Below are 23,580 nucleotides of genomic sequence, written 5' to 3'. Positions count from 1 at the left end.
CGGACTCGGGTCACCCGGAACCACAACCCCTACCTCCCCGCTCCGAGAGCCCCCTCGTATGCAACTGGGCGTCATCGGACTCGGGCGGATGGGCCGGATCGTCGTGGACCGAACGCTGGATGCGGGCCACGACGTGGTTGCCTTCGACATCTCGGAGGCGGCCGTCGCCGACGCGGCCGACGCCGGCGCGACGCCGGCCGACTCGATCTCTGACCTCGTGTCGAAACTCGACGAGGAGAAACGCATCTGGCTGATGGTCCCCGCCGGGGACCCCATCGACGCGGCACTGGACGAACTCGACGGCATCGTCGACGCGGACGACGTGGTCGTCGACGGCGGCAACTCCAACTTCCACGACACGCTGCGGCGGGCCGAACGCACCGACGCGGCCTACGTCGACTGCGGCACGTCGGGCGGCCCCGCCAGCGCCGAAGAGGGGTTCTCGCTGATGGTCGGCGGGCCGGAGTGGGCCTACGAGGCGATGGTCCCCGTCTTCGACGCCGTCGCGACCGGACCAGCGGGCCACGACCGCATGGGTCCGTCGGGGTCGGGCCACTACGTCAAGATGGTCCACAACGGCGTCGAGTACGCGCTGATGCAGGCCTACGGTGAAGGGTTCGAACTGCTCGCCAACGGCCGCTTCGACCTGGATCTGGAGTCCGTTGCGCGCACGTGGAACAACGGCGCCGTCATCCGCTCGTGGCTTCTCGAACTCTGCGAGGAGGCGTTCCGCGAGGAGGGCTCGGACCTCGGCGACGTCGCCGACCGGATCGAGGGCGGGTCGACCGGTACCTGGACCGTCCAGGAGGCGCTAGAACAGGAAGTGCCGGTCCCCCTCATCTACCAGGCGCTGTCCGAGCGCTTCTCCTCGCGGTCGACCGACGGCGACGACCCGGGGCGGTTCTCGCGACGGCTAGCGAACCGGCTTCGCTACGGGTTCGGTCGGCACGAGGTCCCGCGGCGGGAATAGCATACGGCGAGCGGCGCGAGCCGTTTCTTCCGAACGCGAGCGAAGTGAGCGTTCGGCCTTTTTCACCCATGTTTTTGCCGCGAGCGGTGCGCGGAGCGCACCCGAGCGGGAAAAAGATGGTGGCGAACCGGCTTCGCTACGGGTTCGGCCGGCACGAGGTCCCGCGACGGGAGGAGTAAGAGAGCAGACCGCGAGCGGAACGGTCAGCCGATGCCGATCATCGTCACGCCGGCGATGGCCAGCGCCGCCGCGCCGAGGCGGAGGCCCAGTGCGTCCTCGCCGAGGAAGACGCCGCCGAGCACGACGGCGAAGACGGCCGACGAGTTGATCACTGGCGAGGCGAGACTCGCCGGTAGCGTCGCGAAGGCGAGTATCACCAGGTGTTCCGCGACGGCGAGCAGGAGCCCGAGTGCGAGGAATTTCACCGCGTCGTCCCGGACGCCATCGGGGGCGTGACGGACCGCCAGGGGTGCGAGCGCGAGGGCGACGCCCACGAACAGTGCGAGATTCACGCTCGCCGGCGGGACGCCGAGTTCCTGGGTCAGTGCGCGCTTGCCGACGTCGGTGACCCCGAACGCTGCCGCGCTCAGGAGCGCGAGCTGTGCCGGCCGCGAGCGGGCGGCGCGGACCAGCGGCTCGACGAGCGCGCCCCGCTGGTAGTTGGCGACGTACACGGCGGCGGTCGCGACGACGATGCCGACCGTCTGGAGGGGGGTCAGGTGCTGTCCGAACACGGCGACCTCGATGGGGACGACGAAGACGGGCACCAGTTTGCTGATCGGGGCGACGTAGGAGACGTCGCCCAGCGCGATGGCCCTGAACGACGCCAGGACGGCGACCGCGGACCCCGCCACGACGAACGCGAGGACCGCGAGTCCGGCCCGGGCGTCGTCGGCGGGGAGGTAGCTGCCGTCGACCGACACGATGGCTATCGGAACGTACCAGAGGAGCGAGCTCCCGTACGTGAGCGAGACGTACACGGGGGCAGGGTACGCCGAGAAGTAGCGCTTGATGGCGAACAGATACAATCCCAGCATGATCGCCGATGCCCCGGCGTACACCAGTCCGACGTCCCCTTCGTACACGAGTTGTGAACGGATGATTCTCGCCGCCTCGCATGAGCGTTGCGGCCGAGGGGCCGGTCGCCGGGGTGCGGACCGGGCTCCGCGTCGCTCCGACGGCGGCGCTGCTTGAAAACAGTTTTAACCGCATGCACCAAACGCTCGCGTATGGTAGATCCAGTGAGTGTCGCCGTCGGGGCCGCCCTCACGTTCCTCGTCGTCGTCGTCCACTACTCGTCGGGGACGGGCTGGGAGCCCACCGAGGACATCTCCCAGGACGTCCTCGAGAAGCGGGCCGCGACCGTTCCGGAGACCGACTTCCCGGAGCCGTACAACCGCTCTATCGGCGGCGGTGCGCCCACAGGGGCCATCCCCGCCGGCGGCGCGGAAGGGGAACTCGCGGAGGGCGAGGAGGCGGAGGAAGAAGAAGACGAGGGCTTCGACCCCGAGTCCATCCCGGAGGACGAGGTCGAGTACTACGAGATCGAGTTCGCCAAGGAGGGCGAGACCATCGAGGTCGCCAACAACGAGACCATCCTCGACGCCGGCGAGGACGAGGGCTGGGACCTCCCCTACGCCTGCCGCGAGGGCCAGTGCGTCTCCTGTGCCGGTCAGGTCCAGGACGGCCCCTCGGGCGACTACATCCGCCACATCAACAACGAGGCGCTGTTCGACGACGACATGGAAGAGGGCTACTGCCTGACCTGTGTCGCCTGTCCGACCGACGAGTTCACGATCGAGACGGGCGAGCAGCCATAGGACGGCGATTCGACTCATTTCTCGCGGCTCGCTCGGTACTCGTAAGCCGGCCAGGCGTCGCTGACGGCGTTCTCACCGCACGATCGGGCTGGGAGCACCGCTTCACGCGCCCAACAGAGCGATAGCAATCGCTCGCCGGCGAAGATCCGACCTCGATCGCCCAGGGGGGTCAGTCGTGGGGGATCGAGGGGGCGCAGTCTCGTGCCAGTCACCAGCGGAGCGGACCGGCATCTAAAGGCTAGACGAACGGGATATAATTCCTCCCCCGGCAGTATCAACATTGAACACGGCTGCCGGATGAAGTGGGCTCGAAGAGAAGGTCCCGGCTCGATACCAGGGGGGCCAGGGGGATGGGGTATCGATACGGGAGTCCCATGCCAGTACCGGACTTGTACTGGCGAATCGAGGGAAGGACGCGACGGTGAAAACGATTTGGTAACCCCTGTGACAGCCACTGGTCCTGGCGTTGTCAGATGAGAGAATGCTATAGTCGTCTCCGTCGCTCGGGACGTCCCTGGGTCAGGAGACGACCGCGGCCAGGCAAGGGAGCGACTGGCCGATTCCACGGTGCTGCAGCGTGCGAACAGTGTTCCGAAGGCATTTCGGTGCCGCTGCCAATCCACAGACAGACCAGCATCTATGAGCGAGGACATCCCGGTAGACGTGCGGCAGCGCTTCGATCGGACGGTGGCGTTCGTCGCCGTTCTCGACCTGGTACGGCGGCGCAAGGACGGGGACCAGCTCCCGGAGACCGTGGAACTGCTCGAGTTGAACCAGGCAAAGCTTCGGACGGCGCTCGAACAGTTCCCGTCGCTCGAACCGACGACGGCGGGCATCGATCCGGTCGACATCGTCGAGGAGGAACTCGACGAACAGGAGGTACTGCGGTCGAACAACGGCCTCGCGGAGGAGCTGTCGCTGGTCCGAGACTACCTCGAAGAACGGAACGGGCCGATCACGCTGGAAGCGCGACCGGACGACATCTGAGTGGCCGCGTCTGGGCCATCTGCCAGACGGTATCCGAACTTCTCTCGGTGACTTCGACCGCGACCGCACCAGTAGACGCCGTATACCGGCGAGTAGCCGCTGCGCTTCGCTACCGCACTCGCCGCATAACAAACGCCGGATCGGCCAATCTACCCGCAAGGCGCCCGCACTGGCGCGATGTCGACGGGGCCACCACGCATGTTTAGACAGTTCACACGCGATATCCGCGACCGGCCGACGGCGGGAAGTACGGACGGACAGATCCGGGGTGAGGCCCCGTGAGCCATCGAACGGGGGCGGTCGGGCTGGCCCTGGCCGCGGTGGTGATACTGTCGCTCTCGGCGAGCGCCGTCGGCACCGTCGGCGCGCAGACGGCCGGCAACGACGGGCCGACGCCGGTGCTCGACGCGCCCGAGACCATCGAGCGCGGTCAGCTCTACGAACTCGACGGGAGCGACTCGACCGGCGAGATCGCGGCGTACCGCTGGGACTACAACCCGAACGCGCCCACGGAGTACCAGCGTTCCTCGAACGAATCCCGCATCTACGCGCGCGACCGGACCGACGACGGACAGGACCAGTTCACCGTCAGGCTCGGCGTCGTCGACGACGAGGGGAACGTCGCGTGGGACGAGGAGACGATCACCGTCACCGAGTCGCAGTCGCCCGAGGCGTCCATCGCCTCGAGCGACAACTTCACCGTCGAGCGCGAGCAGTGGGAGCGAACGGACGGGGGCTCCTGGTTCAACTCGACGAGTACGGACGACCAGGGAATCCGCAGTTGCGAGTGGACCTTCGAGTACGGGCCGACGGTCGAACGGCACTCCGGCGACGGCCTGGGCTGGGGCGCTGGGAGCACCGAGTGCCGGAAGAACTTCTCCTACGCCGTCCCCGGAACGTACGACGTCACGCTCAACGTGACCGACTGGGCTGGCAACACCGACACGGCGACGCGCACCGTCGAAGTCGTCCCGAAAGCGCCCGTCACCGACGACCCGCAGCCGAACGCAGAGCTCTCGGGCCCCGACCAGGTCGAGTGGGGCGCGACGTACTGGCTGAACGCCTCGAACTCGACGTCCGAGGCCGACGTCCGCTACTACATCGCCGAGACCAATCCTGACGTCTGGAAGGACGACGAGCGTAACCTGGGCCACCAGACCTACTACGGGTCGGTCTACGACGGGCAGTTCGACACCATCGACGTCGCGGTGGGCGTCCTGACCGTCGAGGACCAGGTCGACTGGGCGTGGAAGACCATCGACGTCCTCGAACCCGAGAAGCCCGACGCCGCCCTCTCGGGGCCCGACGCCGTGGCGACCGGCGACTGGGGAAGATTCGACGCCTCGAACAGCACCGACAACGACCGCATCCGGGCCTACAACTGGACGGTCAGGAACGAGAGCGGTGTGGTCGTCGACCGGGGAGTCCGCGCCGGGAGCGAGTACAGCTACCGCTTCGACGAACCCGGCGAGTACACCGTCACCGTGAGCGTCGGCGACTGGGTGAACATCGACCGCGACGAACCCGCCCACTACGGCGTCGCCTCGCAGACCGTGACCGTCAGCGAGGACGGTACCGTCGACGACGGGGATTCCGGCGACGAAACGGAGACCGAGACACCCGACGAGACGGAAACCGCGACCGAGTCGCCGGAAGAGACGGACACCCCAGGCGACGCTGATCCGCCGGAGAACCCCGATCCACCAGAGAACTCGGATCCGCCCGAAGAAGACGATTCGTCCGGCGACGACGACTCGTCGGACGACACCAGTAGCAGTCCGTCGGCGCCCTCCGGCGGTGGTGGCAGCGGCGGCGGCGGTGCGCCGCCCAGTGACGCCGACGAATCGGACGCGACGGTCGACGTCGAGCGAGTCAACACGAGTACGAGCGTCGTGGACGTGAGCGGGGCGCCCGACGGCGTCGCGGTGGACGTCGACCTCGACGCGAACGCCAGCGGCGACTCGGTCGCCTACGAGGGACTCGTCGTCCACAGCGACGGGAACGACTCGTTCTCGCTGACGGTGCGGGCCCACGCCGACGAGCCAGATAGCGTCACGGCCGACGACGTCGCCGGGTTCGACGCGCTCTCGTCCCTCACCGTCGCCGGGGCCGAGTCGCTCGACGACGGCGAAGCAGCGATTCGATTCCGCGTCGCGAAGGACCGCCTCGACGAGGTGGACGCCGACCCCGAGCACGTGACGCTGTGGCGCGACGTCGACGGCGAGTCGGACGCCGTCGAGACGACGCTCGTGAACGAGACGGACGACGCCTACGTCTACCGCGCCGAAGCCGGTACCGCCCCGGTGTACACCGTCGGCGTCGAGCGCCCGGTGGTGACCGTCACCGACATCGCCGTCACGGACGACGAACCGACGGCGGGCGACACCGTCGAGGTGACGGCGACGGTCGCAAACACCGGTGAAGTCGCCGGGACGACGAACGTTTCGCTCGCGATGGATGGCGAGACCATCGATAGCGAGCCACAGACCGTCGAGGTGGGCCCCCGAAGCTCAGAGACGGTGACGTTCTCGGTGCCGGTCGAAGCGGCCGGTGAAAAGACCCTGACGGCCGGCGACGCCAGCACGACGCTGTTCGTCGCGGCCCAGGAGACAGCGGCGACGACCGGGTCGCCGACTGCGTCCGAAAGCGACGACGCGACGCCCGGGACCAGTTTCGGCGGCGTGACTGGTGCGGGAGCCGTCCTCGTCCTCGCCGGAATCGCCGGGGCCGGACTGGTTGCAATCCGGCGGTTTTGACACCGGAGTCTCGTTCTGCGTCGGGGCGAGGGCGGGCGATACCCACTCGACTGCGTTCGTGCACTCGATGGTCGAAGGGGTAGTACACGATCGCGAGACGAAACGCTACACCGTGGCCGAGCGCGATTACAGCTTGTCGCTCCGATAACCGCCAATGACCGGCCCCGTGCGGGAAGCCAACTGTTTTGCCCGCCTCGGCCCACTCCGCCCACATGGACGCCGACGACATCGAGGCACTCATCGAGGAGGAGATTCCCGACGCCGAGGCCACCGTAACCACGCCCCGTGATCCGGACGACGACAAGCACTTCGCCGTCGACGTCGTCTCACCCGTCTTCGCGGGCGAGACGCTGGTCGACCAGCATCAGCTCGTCCACGACGCGCTGGGCGAGCACCTGACCCGGGACATCCACGCCATCGAACTGACGACGAAGACGCCCGACGAGGCGTGATTGCTGAGACCCACACTCGGATGTTGCTCGCTGAGCTAACCACATAGGGCGGGGCTGAAAGGGGCCGAGCGGTCGCTGAGCGAGGCGAAGTAAGCACGTGAGCGAAGCGAACGCGCGCAACGAGCCGCAGCCAGCGAGCGCGAGGGGGCTTTCAAGTTGTTATCGGACGGGTTCGAAGTTCGAGCGAGCGGGATAGTTCGACCACGTCGCCGGTACCCATTTACGGTCGCCCGCACTACACGACGCCATGACGTTCGAACCCGGGCAGGAGCTCTCGTCCGAGGAAGTCACCGAGCGAGTCGAGGAGACCATCGCGAACGAGGACGTCGCGCTGTTCATGAAGGGGACCGAGTTGATGCCCCAGTGCGGCTACTCGCGGAAAGCCCTGGGCCTGATCAAGCAACACCACGAGGGCGTCGCGACGGTGAACGTGCTGGAGGCGACCGAGGCGTACCGCGATGCGCTCTCGGAGTACAGCGGTCGCGAGACCATTCCACAGACGTTCGTCGACGGCGAGTTCGTCGGCGGCAGCGACATCCTCGAACAGCTCGACGAGCAGGGCGACCTCGCCGAGACGCTCCAGGCGTAACTCCGCTCAGTTCTCGGGGGCGAGAGCCGGCCCCACACACTTATTCGGCGGCGCAGACGAGGGTCCGGCATGCCTCTCGGGAACCGACTCAAGAACAGTTTCGTGGCGGGCGTGTTGCTCGTCGCGCCCCTCGTCGTGACGTTGCTGGTGGGCCGCGTCGTCGTCGGCTGGACGCTGGGGATCGTCGATCCGCTCGTCCAGTGGACTGGGCTGGCGGCCTACGTCGCCAACGACCGGCTACTCGCCCAGATTCTCGCCGTGGTCCTCGTGCTGGTAACGATCACCGTGCTCGGCGCGCTGGCTCAGTGGACTATCGGTCAGCGAATATTCGGGGGCGTCGGCCGGGTGGTGAACTTCATCCCGCTGGTGGATACTGTCTACTCCAGTGTGCGCCAGGTCGCCTCGTCGCTGGTCGACCGGGACAGCCGATACGAGAGCGTCGTGCTGGTTGAGTACCCGCGCGAGGGGGTGTACTCCATCGGGCTGGTGACCGCCGAGAGCCCGCGGGCCGTCGAAGCCGTCGCCGGCGAGGAGGCGTACAACGTCTTCCTGCCCAACAGCCCGAACCCGACCGGCGGGCGCCTCCTGGTGGTCCCCGCCGACCAGATACACGAGATAGAGATGAGCGTCCAGCAGGGGATGCGACAGATCGTCACGACGGGGATGGGATCGAACGGTGACGCAGAGAGCCAGCCGGTACCCGAGGAGTTCGCCGTCGACACCTGAGGGAAGGCGGAACCGAGAGAAGACGGCGGGACGCTACGGGTCCAGGTCGAAGTCGGCGTCGAGCGCGAGGCCGTCGAGCAGGTACTCCGCGCCGGTCCGGGTCGTCGCCAGCGGGACGTCGTGGACGTCACAGATCCGCAACAGGGCGGAGATGTCCGGTTCGTGGGGCTGGGCGGTCAGGGGATCGCGCAGGAAGACGATGCCGTCGAGGGTGTCGTCGGCCACTTCGGCGCCGATCTGGGTGTCGCCGCCGAGCGGCCCCGACTGCTTGCGCTCGACGTCGAGGTCGGTCTCTTCGGTGATTCGTTTGCCCGTGGTCCCGGTGCCGACGAGGTCGAACGTCGCCAGCAGGTCCTCGTACTCCAGGGCGAGGTCGATGATGTCGGGCTTCTTCTCGTCGTGGGCGATGAGCGCGACGCGCGTCATGCGAGACGATGGACGCGCGAGGAGGTTAGGTGTACTGGGGAACGAGCGCGAGCGCTCGGACGCCGGGCGGCCGGTCGGTTACTCGAGGGTCACGTCGATCGATCCGTCGCTGGCGACGACGACCTCGTGGTCCTCGACGGAGAAGGTGATCTCCTCGTCCTCGCCGTCGAGAACCGCTGCCAGGGCCGACACGTCGACGTAGGTAGACAGGTCGTCGACGTCGTCGGGGCCGACGTCACCCGTGGCGACCACGGCGTCGGTGATTACGTCGTCCGCGGGTTCCGGCGAGATCCACTCGTCGTCCCCGAGGTCGGACTCGTGGCGGATCATGTACGGGGTCCCATCGTTCGAACTCATATCCACTCATAGTCGGCTACAGTACATAACTGGGAGAGACGTGTTTCAGGATCTGAAACGACCCTCGTGGACGGCGACTGACCCCGCGGGGCAGCGACTCACCCTCCGGGAGACGACTCGCCCCCGACGGACCGACCCGGGCGCCGGGGAGTGGCGCGGCTGTCGCTGGCCAGAGAGCGTGGAAAGTGGGGCCGGTCGCGAACAGCGCGTCCGGCCCGCAGGTGACCAGACTGACGAATCCGGACAGTCGACCGCGCTCACGACGGAAACTGTCCCGGGATGGCATCACCTCCGAGAGTGATGCATTTTCGTGGTACTCGTTCGCATACATTAGTTCTTTCGCCGACAGGCTTTCCGGTGCCGTGCCGTCGGTGCCACGGGGGTGGCAGCGGGGAGTCGGCCGCGGTCGTCAGTCCAGGTTCTCGCCCTGGTAGGAACCGTCGTAGGTACCGTCGTGTGCGGCCTCGGCGAGGACGAACTGGGCGATGCGGACGCCCCGTTCCAGTTCTATCTCGTGGTGGACTTCGAGGAGGCCCTCGCCACGGCCCTCGTAGCCGGCGTCCCAGACGGCGGTGTCGAGCGTGCAGGAGTTGCGCAGCAGCGACGACCGCGGGAGGACGAAGCCGACGTGGTCGTCAGGAACGACGACGCGGTCGCCGTACTCGACGACGTAGCCGCCCGGGTCGAGCGTGTAGACGCCGTCGTCGTCCGGCTCCAGTTCGGCCCGGTCGCCGATGCGTTTCCCGTCGCGCCCGATGCGTCCCGGCGACACCTGATCGTAGACGGCACCGAGCGTGAGATCGACGCCGTTTGGCTGTGGCTGGTCGTCGTGCAGGTCGCCGAGGACGTCGGCGACGAACGCGCCGCTCCTGAACATACCTCCCCTGAACGCGGGGCCCCAATAGGCGTTGTCCACTTCGTCCGGCGACTCGATCTATCCACCTGTATTCACCAATACTGAACAGAGTGCCGGGCGTGACCGGATCGCACGACCCGCCGGCCGTCGGGGGGTTCCACTTCGCGTTTCGACGACGGCGAAATCGGGGATAGACGAACGTCAGGGCAGAACTCGCGCGAATACGCGGGATTTATACCCGCGGGTACTCCAATTATGAACGTTATGGGACAGACGCTCACGGAAAAAATTCTCGACGATCACCTCGTCGAAGGCGAACTGACGCCCGGTGAGGAGATCGGGATCGAGATCGACCAGGTCCTGACACAGGACACCACCGGCACGCTCGTGTGGCTCCAGTTCGAGGCGCTCGACCTGGACGAAGTGCAGACGGAACTGGCCGCCCAGTACTGTGACCACCAGACGTTCCAGTTCGACTTCAAGAACACGGACGACCACCGGTTCCTCCGTTCGGCCGCCGGCACGTTCGGCGCGCACTTCTCCCGGCCCGGCAACGGTATCTGCCACAACGTCCACAAGGAGAACTTCGCCGCCCCTGGCAAGACGATGCTCGGCTCGGACTCACACACCCCGACCCCCGGTGGGATGGGCGAACTCGCCATCGGCGCGGGCGGTCTCGACATCGCCGTCGCGATGGGCGGCGGCGCCTACTACGTCGAGATGCCCGAGGTCGTCAACGTCCGACTCGAGGGCGAACTGCCCGCCTGGGCGACCGCGAAGGACGTCATCCTCGAGCTGCTCCGTCGCCTCTCCGTCAAGGGCGGCGTCGGCAAGGTGCTCGAGTACACCGGCCCGGGTGTCGAGAGCCTGACCGTCCCCGAACGGACGACGATCACCAACATGGGGACCGAACTCGGTGCGACTTCCTCGATCTTCCCCACCGACGACCAGACGAAGGATTACCTCTCTCGCCTGGGTCGCGAAGACGAGTACGTCGACGTCCAGCCCGACGAGGACGCCGAGTACGCCGACGAGATCGTCGTCGACCTCTCCGACCTCGAACCGCTCATCGCCCAGCCGTCGATGCCCGACAACGTCGTCCCCGTCAGCGAGGTCGAGGGCGTCGACGTCGACCAGGTCATCATCGGCTCCTGCACCAACGGCGCCTACGAGGACATGCTCCCGGCCGCCAAGATGCTCGAAGGGCGGAACACGGACAAGACGACGGACATGATCGTCCAGCCCGGTTCCAAGCAGGCCTCCGAGATGCTGGCCCGCGAGGGCTGGACGGCCGAACTGATGGCCGCCGGCGTCAACTTCTCTGAGGCGACCTGCGGTGCGTGTATCGGCATCGGCCACGTGCCCGCCTCCGACTCCGTCTCGCTGCGGACCTTCAACCGCAACTTCGAGGGCCGCTCCGGCATCGAGGACGACAACGTCTACCTCTGCTCGCCGGAGGTGGCCACCGCGGCCGCCATCAAGGGCGAGATCGTCGACCCCCGCACCCTCGCGGAGGAACTCGGCGACCTCGAGGACCCGGGCATCGAGCTCCCCGACGAGTACATCGGGAGCTCCGAGTCCGACCTCATCCCGCCGGAGGAGGCCGTCGACGACGACCTCATCAAGGGGCCCAACATCGGCGACGTGCCGCTGAAGGACCCGCTCGGGAGCGACATCCAGGGTGAGGCCCTCCTCAAGATGGAGGACAACATCACCACCGACCACATCATCCCGGCGACGGCGGACATCCTCAAGTTCCGCTCGAACATCGACAAGCTGAGCGACTTCACGCTCAGCCGAGTCGACGACACGTTCGCCCAGCGCGCCCGCAACAACGACGGCGGCCTGCTGGTCGCTGGCGAGAACTACGGCCAGGGCTCCTCGCGCGAACACGCGGCCCTGTGCCCGATGTACCTGGGTATCGACGCCGTCCTCGCCCAGTCCTTCGCCCGCATCCACAAGGCGAACCTGTTCAACTTCGGCATCGTCCCCCTCGAGATCGACGCAGAGACCTACGAGCAGATCGAGCAGGGCGACGACATCGAGATCGTCACCGACGTCGCCGAGGCGATCGCCTCCGGCCAGGAGGAGTTCACCATCCGTGTGAACGACGACTGGGAGGCGACCGCGATCCTCGACGCCTCCGAGCGAGAACGCCGCTTCCTCGCGGACGGTGGCAAGCTGACCCACACGAAACAGCAGCACGACAGCGGGAGTGGTGCGACGCCCGCTGACGACTAGATTGGTTCGAGCGTAGTCGTTCGAAAGACGGCTCTGCCGTCTTTCGTGATGACGAGAGACGCGACGCGTCTCTCGAACCACGAGAACCGATTTACAGTTGAGCGGGAGGAGCGAAGCGACGACACGCGAGACGAGGAAGGTTCCGACCGAAGGGAGGAACCTTCTTTACACCGAACGGGGAGGCAACGAGCCGTGAGGTAGCGAGGTTCCGTCAGGAACCTCGAATAGTGCGGTTCCCTTCTTTTTCGGCCTCCGCATCCGAGAGTGACAGCGCTGTCGACCAGTATACCACCAGCCAGTCGGCGAAAACTAGATGTCGCAAAGCGGAGTCTTAAGTCCGCACGCAGGAGTCTCTCGGGCATCGATGGCGACGAGAACGGTACGCGGCACGGTTTCGGGGATGGCGGATCGAGCGAATCCGGCGTTCGCGGGGGCGGTAATCGTCCTCCCGCTGGTGGCGCTGGGCTACGCGCTGACGGTCGCGACGGTGCAGCAACACACCTACGTCCACGTGATGGCGGGGTTACTGTGGACGGGCATCGACGTCTTCATGGGGGCGGTGCTGGGGCCGGTCGTCGGCGGCCTGGACGACGAACAGAGTTCGGCCGTGTTCCAGCGGTTGACGCCGAAGACGTCGTTCCTGCTCCCGGTGCTGGCGCTGGTCACCATCGCGGCGGGGATCACGCTCGCCCAGCGACTGGGCCTGTTCCCCGACGCGGCGCCGTGGCTGGCGCTGTTTACGTTCTTCAATCTCGTCCCGGCCCTGCTCCTGATCGCCTACCGATTGAACGCCTGGCGCGACTGGCGCTGGCAGCTTCCCTTCGCCGTCGCGACGGTGGGGAGTCTGGCCTGGGTCGGGCTGACGTTCGATCTGATCCTCTCGGGTAACGTCGGGTTCCCGATGCCGGCCATCTCCGTGGCCCTGATTCTGGTCACGCTCCTCTCCGTGCAGGGCTTCGGTTTCCTGCTGCCCGGCGAGGTTCGGATGTACGTGGAGATGACCTCCGAGCGGCCGGACCACTCCGTCATCGCCGCCATCGGGAAGCAGAACGCGATGCTCGGCGGCGTTCAGGGCGTGCTCCAGCTACTGCTCATCGCCGACATGGTGTACCTCCGCTTCGGTGGGTTCTGACTGATAGCCGAGGAACGGAAGCGGCCACACCGCGAACGCCGTCGCTCACCAGTTCGGAAAACGGGGAAAGGGTGGGTGGGGATGGTGGGGGGGATGTGGGGTGGCACCCAAAACGGGTGCACCTGAAAGTTGGGTCCTCAGCTAAAAGAGCCTTGTGACCACCTGTCTGCGAAGTAATACGCGCTGGCCGCTGGCACTGACGTATCTGGGCGCCATTCATTTGTACCAGCGACGCCTACTGTGTGTCGTGACAACCGTCGCTCCGGACGACCGCGATCAGGCCGCTGTCCGAGCGGTCGACCGCGACGACCTGCTGACGATCCACCGGATCGAGAAAGCCGCCTTCCCCCAGCCGTGGCCCTTCTCGGCGTTCGAGCGCTACCTCGACGAACCCGGCTTCCTGGTGGCCGAGCGCGATGACCCTGACGCCGACGGCGACCAGGCCGTCGTCGGCTACGTCGTCGCCGACACCGTCCCCAACCACGGGTCGCCGCTGGGCCACGTCAAGGACATCGCCGTCGACCCCGACCACCGCGACGAGGGCGTCGGGTCGACGCTACTCCAGTGCGCCATCGACGTCCTCGACGACGCCGACGCCGGGTCGATCAAGCTGGAGGTCCGGGCGACCAACGACCGCGCCATCTCGCTGTACCGCGAGTTCGACTTCCACCACCGGCGCACGATTCCCAACTACTACGGCAACGGTGAGGACGCACTCGTGATGGTTCGGTCGGAGTGAAATCTTCTTGGTAGCGTAATCGGTTCGGGATTGCGATGGTAATTATAGCATATAGAGGAGCCTCATCGATTGTACGCCAGGAATTGATGGAATGACCGCAAACACGTCGAAAGCCCTCGGCGCGCTCGACTCGCGCGGCTCGCTGCGCCCTTCGCTCACTCCGTTCGCTCCAGTGCTTGCCTCACCGGGCGTCGTCGACCCCGCCTCGCCCTTTCATTCCGCCAGGTGGCCGCACCGCAGCCCTGCCCTTCCCCTGGTCGCGAGAGTCTCACGTTCGTTCGGGCACTCGCTCCCGGCCGATCGGTTGTGGAGCGGTCAGGGAGCGTGTCGCTCGCCGGACGGCGAGCGACCGGGGAGGTGTGGGGAGTCAATCGCGAGCGCGGGCCGAGCGAAGTGAGGTGGCGCGAGTAACGCTGCCCTGGTGGAATGGAAGGGCGAGGCGGGCTGCGGGAACCCCGGTCCATCAAGCACCGCAGACGAAGTCGAGGAGCACAGGTGGGCCGCGGGATTCTCGTGAGCGGAGCGAACGAGAGCTCGAAAGACGAGCGAAGCGAGTCTTTCGGTGCCGCAGCCCGCCGAGGGCTTTCATCTGTTTGCGGTATGATTATCGGTTCCTCATGAGCAGAAAGCCGAATCACCTGGAGATCCACTGTTCGCGAACCCAACTCCGAGTAATTGAAACGCATATCAGGCACGACACACACGATACGATCATGGGCTATTCCTGTCCCGTGTGCGAGGACCCGCAGTCCGACGCGGGTCACCTCGCCAACCACCTGGCGTTCACGGCGATCACGCACGGCGGCGACCACGAGGACTGGCTCGACGACCACGTCCCCGGGTGGGGACAGCTCGGCGAGGCGGAACTGGCCGAGGAAGTCGCGGGAGAGGCCGAGGAGACGGAGTTCCCGCAGGTGTTCGAGGAGAGCGGGCTAGAGGATTCACACGACCACGACCACCAGCACGGCCACGGCGGCCACCAGCACGGGGCCGGGGGCCAGAGTCTGGACGACCACGGCCTCGACCCGTCGGCGGCCCGGTCGCGGGGCGCCGGCGACCTGGACGAGGAGGCCAAGAAGATAATGGCGGAGGCCCGGGAACTCACCGAGGAGATACGCGACGGTGACGATGATGGCTCGGACGATGATGGCTCGGACGATGAGAGCGACGAGAATACCGAAGCGGACGCGGACACGGACGACGAGTTCGAAGGCGAAACCGAGTAGTTCCGCGACGGCCAACCCCGTGGTATGCACACTGTCGGGTGGTTTCTGCCGGAGAGCGAGCAAGAAGCGAGCGAACGCTACGAGGCACTGGCGTCGACCGCACAGCTGGTCGTCCGCGAGTCGACGCGGGCGATGGAGTTCGGGCGCGAGGAGTACGACGAGCGCGTGACCGGCGACGTCGTCGGGACTGCCCGGGACGTCCTGTTCGCGGAACAGCTCCAGGTGACCGTCGGAACCAGGGAGGAGTTCGAGGAACACCGGGCGGACACCGACGGCGAGTACCAGGTGTTCGGCTCCGAGAACGTCGACAACGTCGTCTGGCACGCCCCCGGCTTCGCCGACGGCGTCGCCGCGACGTTCCACGGCGAAGAGGAGGCGGCCGTCGGGACCCTCCGCCGCCAGGCGATGGGGCACATCTACGAGGACGTGGTGTAGGTGCGCCGCGTCACCCGCAACCTGGTCCTCGCCATCCTCGCCGTCCTCGTCGTCCTGCTGGCGCTGGGTGCGCTCCCGGGGCTCCTGAAGACCGGCGACCCGTACTACCTCACCGCGACGCCGGTGGGGGAGTACGGCGACCAGAACGCGTCGAACGCGACCGTCGCGAACGCCACCGTGACGAACGCCCTCGTCGCGAACGGGTCGGCCGTCGACGGAGCGAACCTCTCCGAGCGGGCCTACCCCTACACGACGGCGGCGCTGGCGAACGCCACCGGCGGCGAGCCCGGTCGGTCGGGTCCGTACTGGCGCGGCCCAGTCGGGTTCAAAGAGGCGTTCACTCACTCGCCGTTCGACGAGGTGAACGCGCTCCGGGGCCAGCACCCGAACGCGACGGTGGGGGAAGGTGTCAGAGTCGCCCGGAACGGCACGCTTTACCGCGTCGCGGTGACACAGTAAGGTGATGAGCGACCGCGCCTCGACCCACGAGTGGCCGATCGTCGAGAGCGAGACCGAGTACGAGACCGGGTGGTACGACGGGGGGTACGACCTGGTCGGCCAGCCCGACGGCTCGGAGAAGAAGTACTACTGGGCGGAACTCCCCGACGCCGTCGTGGTCGTGGCCCGAACCGGCGACGACCTCGTCTTCGTCGACCAGTACCGCCCGGCCATCCGCGAGCAGTGCCTGGAACTGCCGGCGGGCATCGTCGAGGACGGCGAGTCCTACAGCGAGGCCGGCGCCCGCGAGTTGCGCGAGGAGACCGGCTTCGAGGCCGCCGGCGTCTCCCTGCTGGAGGAGTTCTGGTGTTCCACGGGCGTCCTGCGCCACCGCCGGGGCATCGTCTTCGCCGAGGGCCTCGAACCCGCCGAGCGAGAACTCGACGACAACGAGTTCCTCACCGTCCGGACCGTCCCCGTCGACGAAGCCCTGGACGTCGCCCGGCGGGAACCCGCCAACGACGCCACCATCGAGGGCATCCTGCTGGCGCAGGCGGAGGGGCTGCTGTGAACGAGCGGCCAGCCGACGAACCGGGCGAGCGCGACCCAGGAGGCCCCGCCGAGGGAACGTGGAACAGATCCGATCCGGCGTGGCCGGTCCACGAGTCCGTTATCGCGTGGGAGACGCCCTTCTTCGAGGCGGGCTACGACGTGGTGGAACGACCCGACGGCGAGCACGCGAACTACTACTGGCTGAACCCCAGCAACGCCGTCATTATTATCGCTCGGACCGACGACGACGAACTCGTCCTCGTCGACCAGTACCGGCCGCGCTTTCGGATGCAGACCGTCGGGCTCCCGGCCGGCGGTATCGACGACGGCGAGGAGCCGAAAGCGGCCGCTCGCCGCGAGTTGCGCGAGGAGACGGGGTACCGCGCCGGCGACCTCTCCTTCGTCGAGTCGTACGTCCCCTCCGGGTGGACCCGCTACGTCCGCCACGTGTTCCTCGCCGAGGACCTGGTTGCAGGGGAGCCCGACCCCGACGAGGGCGAGGTCATCGAGACGCTGACCGCACCCGTCGACGAGGTGCTCGACGTCGTCCGATCTCGCGAAGGGCCGGTCAACGGGCTGGCGCTGACGCCGCTGTTGCTCGCCAGGGAGGACGGATTGCTGTAATCCGGTGACGGCCACACGGCACCACCCCCACTAGTCCGGCATTCCGTTTACTCCCGTGCTCGGGCTAGGGACGGTCATGAGAAAACCGAGTGACGGCGATACGATGTCCCCGACGACCAAACGACGACGGGCGGCGCTCTCCCACCGCCGCCTGTCGGCACTCCGGTGTCTCGCGAGAGCGGACGGCGGACTCCACCTCGCGGACCTGGCCCGGGACGTCGCCCGACGCGAGGGGACGGAGCGTGAGGCGAAGGAGCGAGGACCGGTGGACGACGACGCGGCCGAACGGATCTACGTCGACCTCTATCACCGCCACCTCCCGAAGCTACAGGAGGCGGGGGTCGTCTCGTTCGACGCCGAGGCGAGACTCGCCTCGATGGCCGTCGACGGGGCGGACGTTCACGGCTGGGCGGCGACGGACGCCCACCGGGACGCGCTGGACGCCGTGCCGGAGACGGCGGAGTGAGGGGCGGCCAGATCGACGCAACCAACGACCGCTCGTTGTAGGAGAGCTGCGGCGGTCCTCGTCCGGGGCCACCGGAAAACAGATACCGCCACCGCCGGGACCCCAGTTCATGGAAGTTCGGCCGCTTCTCGCGGTGTTGCTCGTCGTCGCCGCAGGCATCGGCATTTCCGTCGTGCTGTTCCCTGCACTCTCTGGACATCCCGACCCACCCACAGTATCGACAGCCGAGAGACCGGCTATCGACCACCTGGGAGCGTATCCGAACGACGGGACGAAGGCCGAACCGACGGTCGTGTTCCAGGTGAGCGGCGGTGGGAGCGGTTTGCCGATCCGCATCTGGAACGATAGCCCAGCGAACCGGACCGTGTCGCTGGAACTCCGGCACAACGGGAGCGGCTCTACCGTCGTCTCGCACACGGAGACGCTTCGACCGAACGGAACCATCCAGCTGGAACTCCATTCGCCCGGATTCCTGCTCGAAGTCACCGACGAAGCGACGGCGACGGTCGGAACGTACGCGGTGACGGCCGACCAGTTCGACTGTAACGAACGGTCCGCGACGGTCCGTGTCACCGGGAACGGAAGCGTCGACACCAGAACCATCGCCACGACGATGGGCTGTCCGGAGTGGAGAGCGGTCGTCCCACCCGGTCACGACGCCCGGCCAGTTCCGCTAGGCGTTTAGGCCTCCACCGTCGACTATCGGCAACGATGGACGGCGAAATCGGTACCGAAGAGCTGCGGTCGATACTGGACGGCATCGAGGAGAACGGCGAGCGGGGCGACGGCGACGACGAGACCGTCCGCGTCGTCGACATCCGCTCGCCGGGCGCCTACTCCCGTGGTCACATCCCCGGGAGCGAGAACGTCCCGCTCCAGCGGCTCGTCGACGACATCGAGCAGTTCGAGGGCGACGACCGGGTCGTGACGGTCTGCCCGAAGGGGAAATCCAGCGTCCAGGCGGCGCGGCTAATCACCTCCTACGAGGGGTTCGACGGGCGGGCCGAGAGCTTCGCACCGGGGCTGTCGAACTGGGACGGCCCCATCGAGAAGGGCGGCGACTCGGTCGAACAGGGCGAAGACGACGAAGGGCCACAGGCGCCGTTCTAGAAACACGGGGAAGCGGGTGCGAAACGCCAGAAACGCAAGGCTACGCCGCGTGCCGCTACGTTAATCGGTCGTTCAGAGAGCGAACGGGCGGATTATCGTCGTTCAGACCGCATTAGCGGCGCATAACTCGGTCGTTACAATGTCGGGTCGGTGACCTACACGTCCAAACGGGACGGAAACGATGGGAGCTGACACCGACGACTCACTCGATATAGGCGTACTGTGCAGCGACGCGATCCCGAGGTGGCAACGTCGTGCCCTCGACCGGGCGATCGCAGAGACGAGTGCCGAAATAACCCACGTCGTGATGAAGGAACCGGAGGTCCGCGGGTGTCGAACGGTCCCCTACTACCGGCGGGCGCTGCGTCGCGTCCGCAACTACCCCCTGTGGTCGCTCGTCGGGGTCGGTCGCTCTCTCACTCCGACGCCGGAGCACGAGCGATTCGATCCGATCAGCGACGTCGAGGGCGTGTCGACGGCCGAGCGGGTCTACTGCCGGCCGGAACCCGCCGACGACTTCGGGGTCGAACTCCCCGCGCCCGTCGTGGACGAACTGGCCGCGGCAGTCGACGTCCTCGTTCGCTGCCACGGGTTCGGGATCCTGAAGGGGGAGATTCTCCAGGCCCCCCAGCACGGCGTTCTCAGCTACCACTTCGGCGACATCAACGAGTACCGGGGCCGGATGGGGCGAGGGTTCTGGGAGTTCGTCGGCGGAGACGACGCGACGGGCGTCACGCTCCAGCAGATAACCGAGACGATCGACGGCGGCGGCATCGTCGTCCTCGAACGCGTGAACATCGACGATATGTACACCTGGCAGGCGATCAAGCGTCGCGGTTACGTCGTCGCGGAGGGGATGCTCGTGACGGCGGTCCGGAAGCTCACCGACCCGACGTTCACGCCCAGCCAGCCCGACGAGGGCGAGTACTACACCCTCCCGACGGGCACGGCCGTCGGCAGGTATCTGGTCGCCAACACGGCAGGCCGGATCCGGCGGTGGGTGCGAGAACGATCTTCTCCCGGCGAGAGCAGGGCGTGACCGGCGACCGCAGCCCCAGCGTGCGCTCGGGAAGTAAGTGAGTGGTGGCTCGGTGAAAGTCCATCGTCACACGGGGCTCGGTGGGGGTAACTGCTCGTCATCGCCACCGCGTGAATCTTCGACGGTGAGCGCCAAAAGGGCAGCCATTTCGTGGGACGCCCGGCGAGACGAGTTCGACGGGGGCGGGATCCGAACGGTCTTTGACGCGGTAGGCGCAACGAAACGTACGGTTTCGACACTCCGTCGACGCTGCACGGTGCCACGCAGCGGTCCCCTCGGCGCGAAGTACCACCACACCCCATGAGTTCCCAGCACGGCGACGAGAGCGGACTGGCGGCGATTCCCTGGCGGTCCAGCGCGCTGTACGTCATCCTCGCCAGTTCGCTGATGGGCGTCATGGGCGTGTCACTGATCACACCCGTCCTGCCCGACCTGCGGGCGGTGTTCACCATCACCGACGCGCAGGTCGGGCTGGTCATCACGGCCTACACCCTGCCGGGCGTCGTCCTGACGCCGTTCATCGGGCTGGTCGCCGACCGGGTCGGCCGCCGGCGGGTCATCATCCCGCTCCTCGTCCTGTTCGGCGTCGCCGGCGCCGGCATCTCGTTCGCAGGGAACTTCACGGAAGTGCTCGTCCTGCGCTTCGTCCAGGGCATCGGGGCGAGCGCGCTCGTGACGCTGGCCGTCACGCTCATCGGCGATTGCTACGACGGCGCCCAGCGCGACGCCGTCATGGGGTTCAACGGGAGCATGCTCGGGACGGGCGCGGCTCTCTATCCCCTAATCGGCGGGGCGCTGGCCGGAATCCGCTGGAACGCGCCGTTCCTCTTCTTCGGCGTCGGCGTCCTCGTCGGCGTCTTCGCCGCGCTCACGCTGGACGAACCCGAGGGCCAGCAGTCGACCGGCACGGCGGAGTACCTCTCCCGGATGCGCCAGGCCATTCTCCTTCCGGAGGCGCTGGCCATCTTCGCCGCCATCTTCGTCATCTTCTTCGTCTTCTACGGCGCCATCCAGACCGCGCTCCCGCTGTTGCTGAGCGACGAGTTCGGCCTCGGCGCCGGCCGCATCGGCGTCGTCCTGGCGATGGTCGCCGCGGCGAGCGCCGGAGTCTCCTCGCAGTACGGCCGGATCTCCCAGTGGCGGAGCGCGCCCGAACTGGTCGCGCTCGGCTTCGTCGCCTACGGGACGAGCCTCTTCGGCATCTGGCTCGCACCCTCGCCCCTGTTCATCGGCGCCGCACTCCTGCTGTTCGGCGTCGGTTTCGGCATCGTCATGCCCTCCATCGACACGGCCATCGTGACGCTGGTCTCGGGGCGCCTCCGCGCGGGCATGATGGGGATGCGGACCAGCATGCTCCGCCTCGGCCAGACGCTCGGCCCGGTGACGTTCACGTTCCTCGCCGAGGCCGGGTTCGCGACGACGACGGCGGGCTACCGGGTCCTCCTGGTCGTCTCGGGTGCAGTGGTCCTGGCCGCCGGTGTCGCCGGGTACCTGCTCCTCCGGCGCTGAATCACCGGATCGGCAGTGTATTTGGCGGGCAGTCCCTAGGCGAGGCCGATGACTGTTCGCCACGACGGGCTCACCGTCGACTGGCTCGGGTACGCGACGCTTCGCCTCGAAGGCGAGGAGACCGTCGTCTACGTCGATCCAGGCCGGTACGGCGTCCTCACGGGCGAGTGGGAGCCCGACACCGAGGGGATCGGCCACCCGCCGAGTCAGGACTACCGCGCGGGGGACGGCGACGTGGTCTGTGTCACCCACGTCCACCACTACGACCCCGACGGCATCGAGCGCGTCGCCGCGGACGACGCCACGGTAGTGGCCTTCGAGGGCATCGACGGCCAGGCCGCCGACCGCGACCTGCCGCCGCTCGACGAGCTACCCTACGAGATCCGACGCGTCGGGACGAAGGAGAGCCTGACGACCGACGCCGGCGTCCGGGTCTGGTCCGTCCCGGCGTACAACGAGCCCGACGGCCCCAACACCCGCCCCGACGGCACCCCCTACCACCCCGAGGGCTTCGGCTGCGGCTTCGTCCTCGACGTCGAGGGCACGCGCATCCTCTGTCCCGGCGATACCGACGTCCTGCCCGGCCACCGCTCGATCGACGTCTCGCTGTTCTGCCCGCCGATCGGCCAGCGCTTCACGATGGACCGCCACGAGGCCGCCCGGCTGGCCGCCACCATCGACCCCGACCTCGTGTTGCCCATCCACTACAACACCTTCTCGACACAGGAGATCGACTCGCGCGCGTTCGCCGCCGACGTCGCCGAGGCCGGCGTTCCCGTCGTGCTCGACGAGCACTGAGGGTACTGGAACCGAACGGGCGAGGGCCGGCCGACTCACTCCGCCAGGGCGGCCTCGCCGGCCCGGAGCGCGTCCGCGAAGTCCGGCGTCTCGCGGACCGACTCCATCGGCGCCGGTGGGTCCGGATCCGCGGGCCGGTCGCGCAACTGGCGGTGCCACCACGCGACGTCGTGCCAGTCGCCGAGTTTGTACCCCGCGGCGGGGAACCGACCGACGCGGTCGAACCCCATCGACTCGTGGAGCCCCACGGTCGCCGGGTTCGGCAGCGTCGTGACCGCGTAGGCGTCGCAGTAGCCCTGGAAGGCGAGCACGTCCAGGAGGGCAGTGTACAGCCCCCGACCGACGCCCGAGCGCTGGGCGTCCTCGGCCACGTATATCGTCAGTTCGACCGCCCAGTCGTAGGCCGGTCGCGACCGCAGCGACGAGGCCGTCGCGTACCCGACGACGGCGCCCCCCGCCTCGCAGACCAGCCAGGGGTACCGGTCCGTCTCGCCGATATCGGCGGCCAGTGCCGCCTCGTCGGGCGGGTCCGTCGCGAACGTGATCGCGGTCCCGGTGACGAACGGAGCGTAGATGTCCCGGATCGCCCCGGCGTCGTCCGGCGTCGCCACGCGGATGCGTCCCGTCATCGACCCACCCGACGGGGCGAGGGCCCAAAACGGTCGCGGCTCCGGATTCGACGGCGCGAGGAGTGTTTTAGCAACCGCCTAACGAGGGCGGGCCCTCCCGTTCAATCGCGCCTTTCGGCGGAGTCGGCGGCCCATACCTTTGGCGGAACTGGGCGTGGCTCCCGTATGCTCGAACGAAGCGAGCGCGACGCCCTCCACCCATTCGTCGACGAGACGGTCCTCCGCCGGATCGACGACGCGTCGATGACCGTCGATTCTCCCTACGCCGACCTCGAGACGGTCGCGCGGAAGGTCGACTCGGTGTCCGAGTGCCTCGTCGACGTCGCCCGCGACCGCACGCTGACCGACTACGGGACCGTCGCCGGGGAGTGCGGCGTCCACGCCTCCCGCCTGGAGCGAGTGCTGGTCGTGCTCGGCGTCCACGAAGCCGCGAACGACCGACCGTTGCTCCCCGCGGTCGTCACGCGAGCCGACCGGGAGATGCCGGGCAAGGCGTACTTCCGACTGGTCGAACTGGTGCCGGACCACGCCGACGACGTCCCCGCGGACCCGGAGACCAGGGAGTGGATCTGGGGAACCCACCGGGCGGCAGTGTACCGGCGATGGGCCGGACAGTCGCGACGGGACGCCGGCCCCGTCGCGAGCGGGCGGCGGGGGCACGCGAGCGACTGACCGCCGGGTTTCCCATCGTTGCGAATTGCGG

Annotated in this window: 27 protein-coding genes; 22 read left to right on the top strand and 5 right to left on the bottom strand. The window is 67.6% G+C overall.

Features of this window, described 5'->3' with window-relative positions:
• Positions 1–58 precede the first annotated feature (58 nt).
• On the top strand, positions 59–970 hold the full coding sequence (locus tag AC5FRV_RS08220) for an NADP-dependent phosphogluconate dehydrogenase (protein ID WP_493560609.1): 912 nt from the start codon (positions 59–61) through the stop codon (positions 968–970).
• Between the two features lie 203 nt (positions 971–1,173).
• Here the strand turns inward: AC5FRV_RS08220 and AC5FRV_RS08215 are convergent, their stop codons facing one another.
• Entirely contained in the window at positions 1,174–2,055 is an 882-nt protein-coding gene (locus AC5FRV_RS08215) for an EamA family transporter (RefSeq protein WP_493560608.1), read from the bottom strand.
• A gap of 144 nt (positions 2,056–2,199) precedes the next feature.
• On the opposite strand from AC5FRV_RS08215, the gene AC5FRV_RS08210 reads away from it, so the two are divergent.
• The 6 genes from AC5FRV_RS08210 (at position 2,200) to AC5FRV_RS08185 (ending at position 8,300) form a co-directional block, all read left to right on the top strand.
• Positions 2,200–2,790 (top strand): 2Fe-2S iron-sulfur cluster-binding protein, encoded by a 591-nt coding sequence (locus tag AC5FRV_RS08210; protein WP_493560607.1) that lies wholly within the window; start codon positions 2,200–2,202, stop codon positions 2,788–2,790.
• Positions 2,791–3,429: 639 nt separating this feature from the next.
• A complete protein-coding gene (locus AC5FRV_RS08205) occupies positions 3,430–3,777 on the top strand; it encodes a hypothetical protein (RefSeq protein WP_493560606.1) in 348 nt (115 codons plus the stop codon).
• Between the two features lie 278 nt (positions 3,778–4,055).
• Positions 4,056–6,533, top strand: coding sequence for a PKD domain-containing protein (locus AC5FRV_RS08200; RefSeq protein WP_493560605.1), 2,478 nt, complete (start codon positions 4,056–4,058; stop codon positions 6,531–6,533).
• A gap of 212 nt (positions 6,534–6,745) precedes the next feature.
• Positions 6,746–6,985, top strand: coding sequence for a BolA/IbaG family iron-sulfur metabolism protein (locus tag AC5FRV_RS08195; protein WP_493560604.1), 240 nt, complete (start codon positions 6,746–6,748; stop codon positions 6,983–6,985).
• 247 nt (positions 6,986–7,232) lie between these two features.
• Positions 7,233–7,574, top strand: coding sequence for a glutaredoxin family protein (locus AC5FRV_RS08190; RefSeq protein ID WP_493560603.1), 342 nt, complete (start codon positions 7,233–7,235; stop codon positions 7,572–7,574).
• A 69-nt stretch (positions 7,575–7,643) separates the two neighbouring features.
• Positions 7,644–8,300: a DUF502 domain-containing protein gene (locus AC5FRV_RS08185; protein ID WP_493560602.1), complete on the top strand. Its 657-nt coding sequence runs from the start codon at positions 7,644–7,646 to the stop codon at positions 8,298–8,300.
• Positions 8,301–8,333: 33 nt separating this feature from the next.
• On the opposite strand, the gene AC5FRV_RS08180 is transcribed toward AC5FRV_RS08185, so the two are convergent.
• The 3 genes from AC5FRV_RS08180 to AC5FRV_RS08170 all read right to left on the bottom strand — a co-directional run bounded on the left by AC5FRV_RS08180 (position 8,334) and on the right by AC5FRV_RS08170 (position 9,960).
• Positions 8,334–8,726, bottom strand: a complete 393-nt coding sequence (locus AC5FRV_RS08180) for a methylglyoxal synthase (RefSeq protein WP_493560601.1) — start codon at positions 8,724–8,726, stop codon at positions 8,334–8,336.
• Positions 8,727–8,804: 78 nt separating this feature from the next.
• Positions 8,805–9,083, bottom strand: coding sequence for a HalOD1 output domain-containing protein (locus tag AC5FRV_RS08175; RefSeq protein WP_493560600.1), 279 nt, complete (start codon positions 9,081–9,083; stop codon positions 8,805–8,807).
• 409 nt (positions 9,084–9,492) lie between these two features.
• Positions 9,493–9,960 (bottom strand): deoxyuridine 5'-triphosphate nucleotidohydrolase, encoded by a 468-nt coding sequence (locus AC5FRV_RS08170; protein ID WP_493560599.1) that lies wholly within the window; start codon positions 9,958–9,960, stop codon positions 9,493–9,495.
• Positions 9,961–10,203: 243 nt separating this feature from the next.
• Between AC5FRV_RS08170 and AC5FRV_RS08165 the strand changes: the two genes are divergently transcribed.
• The 14 genes from AC5FRV_RS08165 to AC5FRV_RS08100 all read left to right on the top strand — a co-directional run bounded on the left by AC5FRV_RS08165 (position 10,204) and on the right by AC5FRV_RS08100 (position 22,248).
• Positions 10,204–12,180, top strand: coding sequence for an aconitate hydratase (locus tag AC5FRV_RS08165; RefSeq protein ID WP_493560598.1), 1,977 nt, complete (start codon positions 10,204–10,206; stop codon positions 12,178–12,180).
• Between the two features lie 400 nt (positions 12,181–12,580).
• Complete coding sequence (locus AC5FRV_RS08160) at positions 12,581–13,312, top strand: hypothetical protein (RefSeq protein ID WP_493560872.1); 732 nt, start codon at positions 12,581–12,583, stop codon at positions 13,310–13,312.
• A gap of 247 nt (positions 13,313–13,559) precedes the next feature.
• Positions 13,560–14,051: a ribosomal protein S18-alanine N-acetyltransferase gene (gene rimI, locus AC5FRV_RS08155; protein ID WP_493560597.1), complete on the top strand. Its 492-nt coding sequence runs from the start codon at positions 13,560–13,562 to the stop codon at positions 14,049–14,051.
• A gap of 713 nt (positions 14,052–14,764) precedes the next feature.
• Complete coding sequence (locus AC5FRV_RS08150; protein WP_493560596.1) at positions 14,765–15,277, top strand: DUF5810 domain-containing protein; 513 nt, start codon at positions 14,765–14,767, stop codon at positions 15,275–15,277.
• A 24-nt stretch (positions 15,278–15,301) separates the two neighbouring features.
• Entirely contained in the window at positions 15,302–15,712 is a 411-nt protein-coding gene (locus AC5FRV_RS08145; RefSeq protein ID WP_493560595.1) for a DUF5809 family protein, read from the top strand.
• Positions 15,713–16,171 carry a hypothetical protein gene (locus AC5FRV_RS08140; RefSeq protein ID WP_493560594.1) on the top strand — a complete coding sequence of 153 codons (459 nt, stop codon included), beginning with the start codon at positions 15,713–15,715 and terminating at the stop codon, positions 16,169–16,171. It begins immediately after the preceding gene.
• 4 nt (positions 16,172–16,175) lie between these two features.
• On the top strand, positions 16,176–16,721 hold the full coding sequence (locus AC5FRV_RS08135) for an NUDIX hydrolase (RefSeq protein WP_493560593.1): 546 nt from the start codon (positions 16,176–16,178) through the stop codon (positions 16,719–16,721).
• On the top strand, positions 16,718–17,326 hold the full coding sequence (locus AC5FRV_RS08130) for an NUDIX hydrolase (RefSeq protein WP_493560592.1): 609 nt from the start codon (positions 16,718–16,720) through the stop codon (positions 17,324–17,326). The genes AC5FRV_RS08135 and AC5FRV_RS08130 overlap by 4 nt, the downstream gene beginning before the upstream one ends.
• Before the next feature lie 103 nt (positions 17,327–17,429).
• On the top strand, positions 17,430–17,792 hold the full coding sequence (locus tag AC5FRV_RS08125) for a DUF7344 domain-containing protein (RefSeq protein ID WP_493560591.1): 363 nt from the start codon (positions 17,430–17,432) through the stop codon (positions 17,790–17,792).
• Between the two features lie 109 nt (positions 17,793–17,901).
• On the top strand, positions 17,902–18,477 hold the full coding sequence (locus AC5FRV_RS08120) for a hypothetical protein (protein WP_493560590.1): 576 nt from the start codon (positions 17,902–17,904) through the stop codon (positions 18,475–18,477).
• 26 nt (positions 18,478–18,503) lie between these two features.
• Positions 18,504–18,902 carry a rhodanese-like domain-containing protein gene (locus AC5FRV_RS08115; RefSeq protein ID WP_493560589.1) on the top strand — a complete coding sequence of 133 codons (399 nt, stop codon included), beginning with the start codon at positions 18,504–18,506 and terminating at the stop codon, positions 18,900–18,902.
• Between the two features lie 181 nt (positions 18,903–19,083).
• Complete coding sequence (locus AC5FRV_RS08110) at positions 19,084–19,941, top strand: formyltransferase family protein (RefSeq protein ID WP_493560588.1); 858 nt, start codon at positions 19,084–19,086, stop codon at positions 19,939–19,941.
• 300 nt (positions 19,942–20,241) lie between these two features.
• A complete protein-coding gene (locus AC5FRV_RS08105; RefSeq protein WP_493560587.1) occupies positions 20,242–21,450 on the top strand; it encodes an MFS transporter in 1,209 nt (402 codons plus the stop codon).
• Positions 21,451–21,498: 48 nt separating this feature from the next.
• Positions 21,499–22,248, top strand: coding sequence for an MBL fold metallo-hydrolase (locus tag AC5FRV_RS08100; protein WP_493560586.1), 750 nt, complete (start codon positions 21,499–21,501; stop codon positions 22,246–22,248).
• A 35-nt stretch (positions 22,249–22,283) separates the two neighbouring features.
• On the opposite strand, the gene AC5FRV_RS08095 is transcribed toward AC5FRV_RS08100, so the two are convergent.
• A complete protein-coding gene (locus AC5FRV_RS08095) occupies positions 22,284–22,877 on the bottom strand; it encodes a GNAT family N-acetyltransferase (RefSeq protein ID WP_493560585.1) in 594 nt (197 codons plus the stop codon).
• A gap of 165 nt (positions 22,878–23,042) precedes the next feature.
• Between AC5FRV_RS08095 and AC5FRV_RS08090 the strand changes: the two genes are divergently transcribed.
• Positions 23,043–23,549, top strand: coding sequence for a hypothetical protein (locus AC5FRV_RS08090; RefSeq protein WP_493560584.1), 507 nt, complete (start codon positions 23,043–23,045; stop codon positions 23,547–23,549).
• The last annotated feature ends 31 nt before the right edge of the window (positions 23,550–23,580 follow it).

The organism is Halomicrobium sp. HArcel3, assembly GCF_058933135.1.
This window is presented reverse-complemented; position numbering and strand designations above follow the sequence as displayed.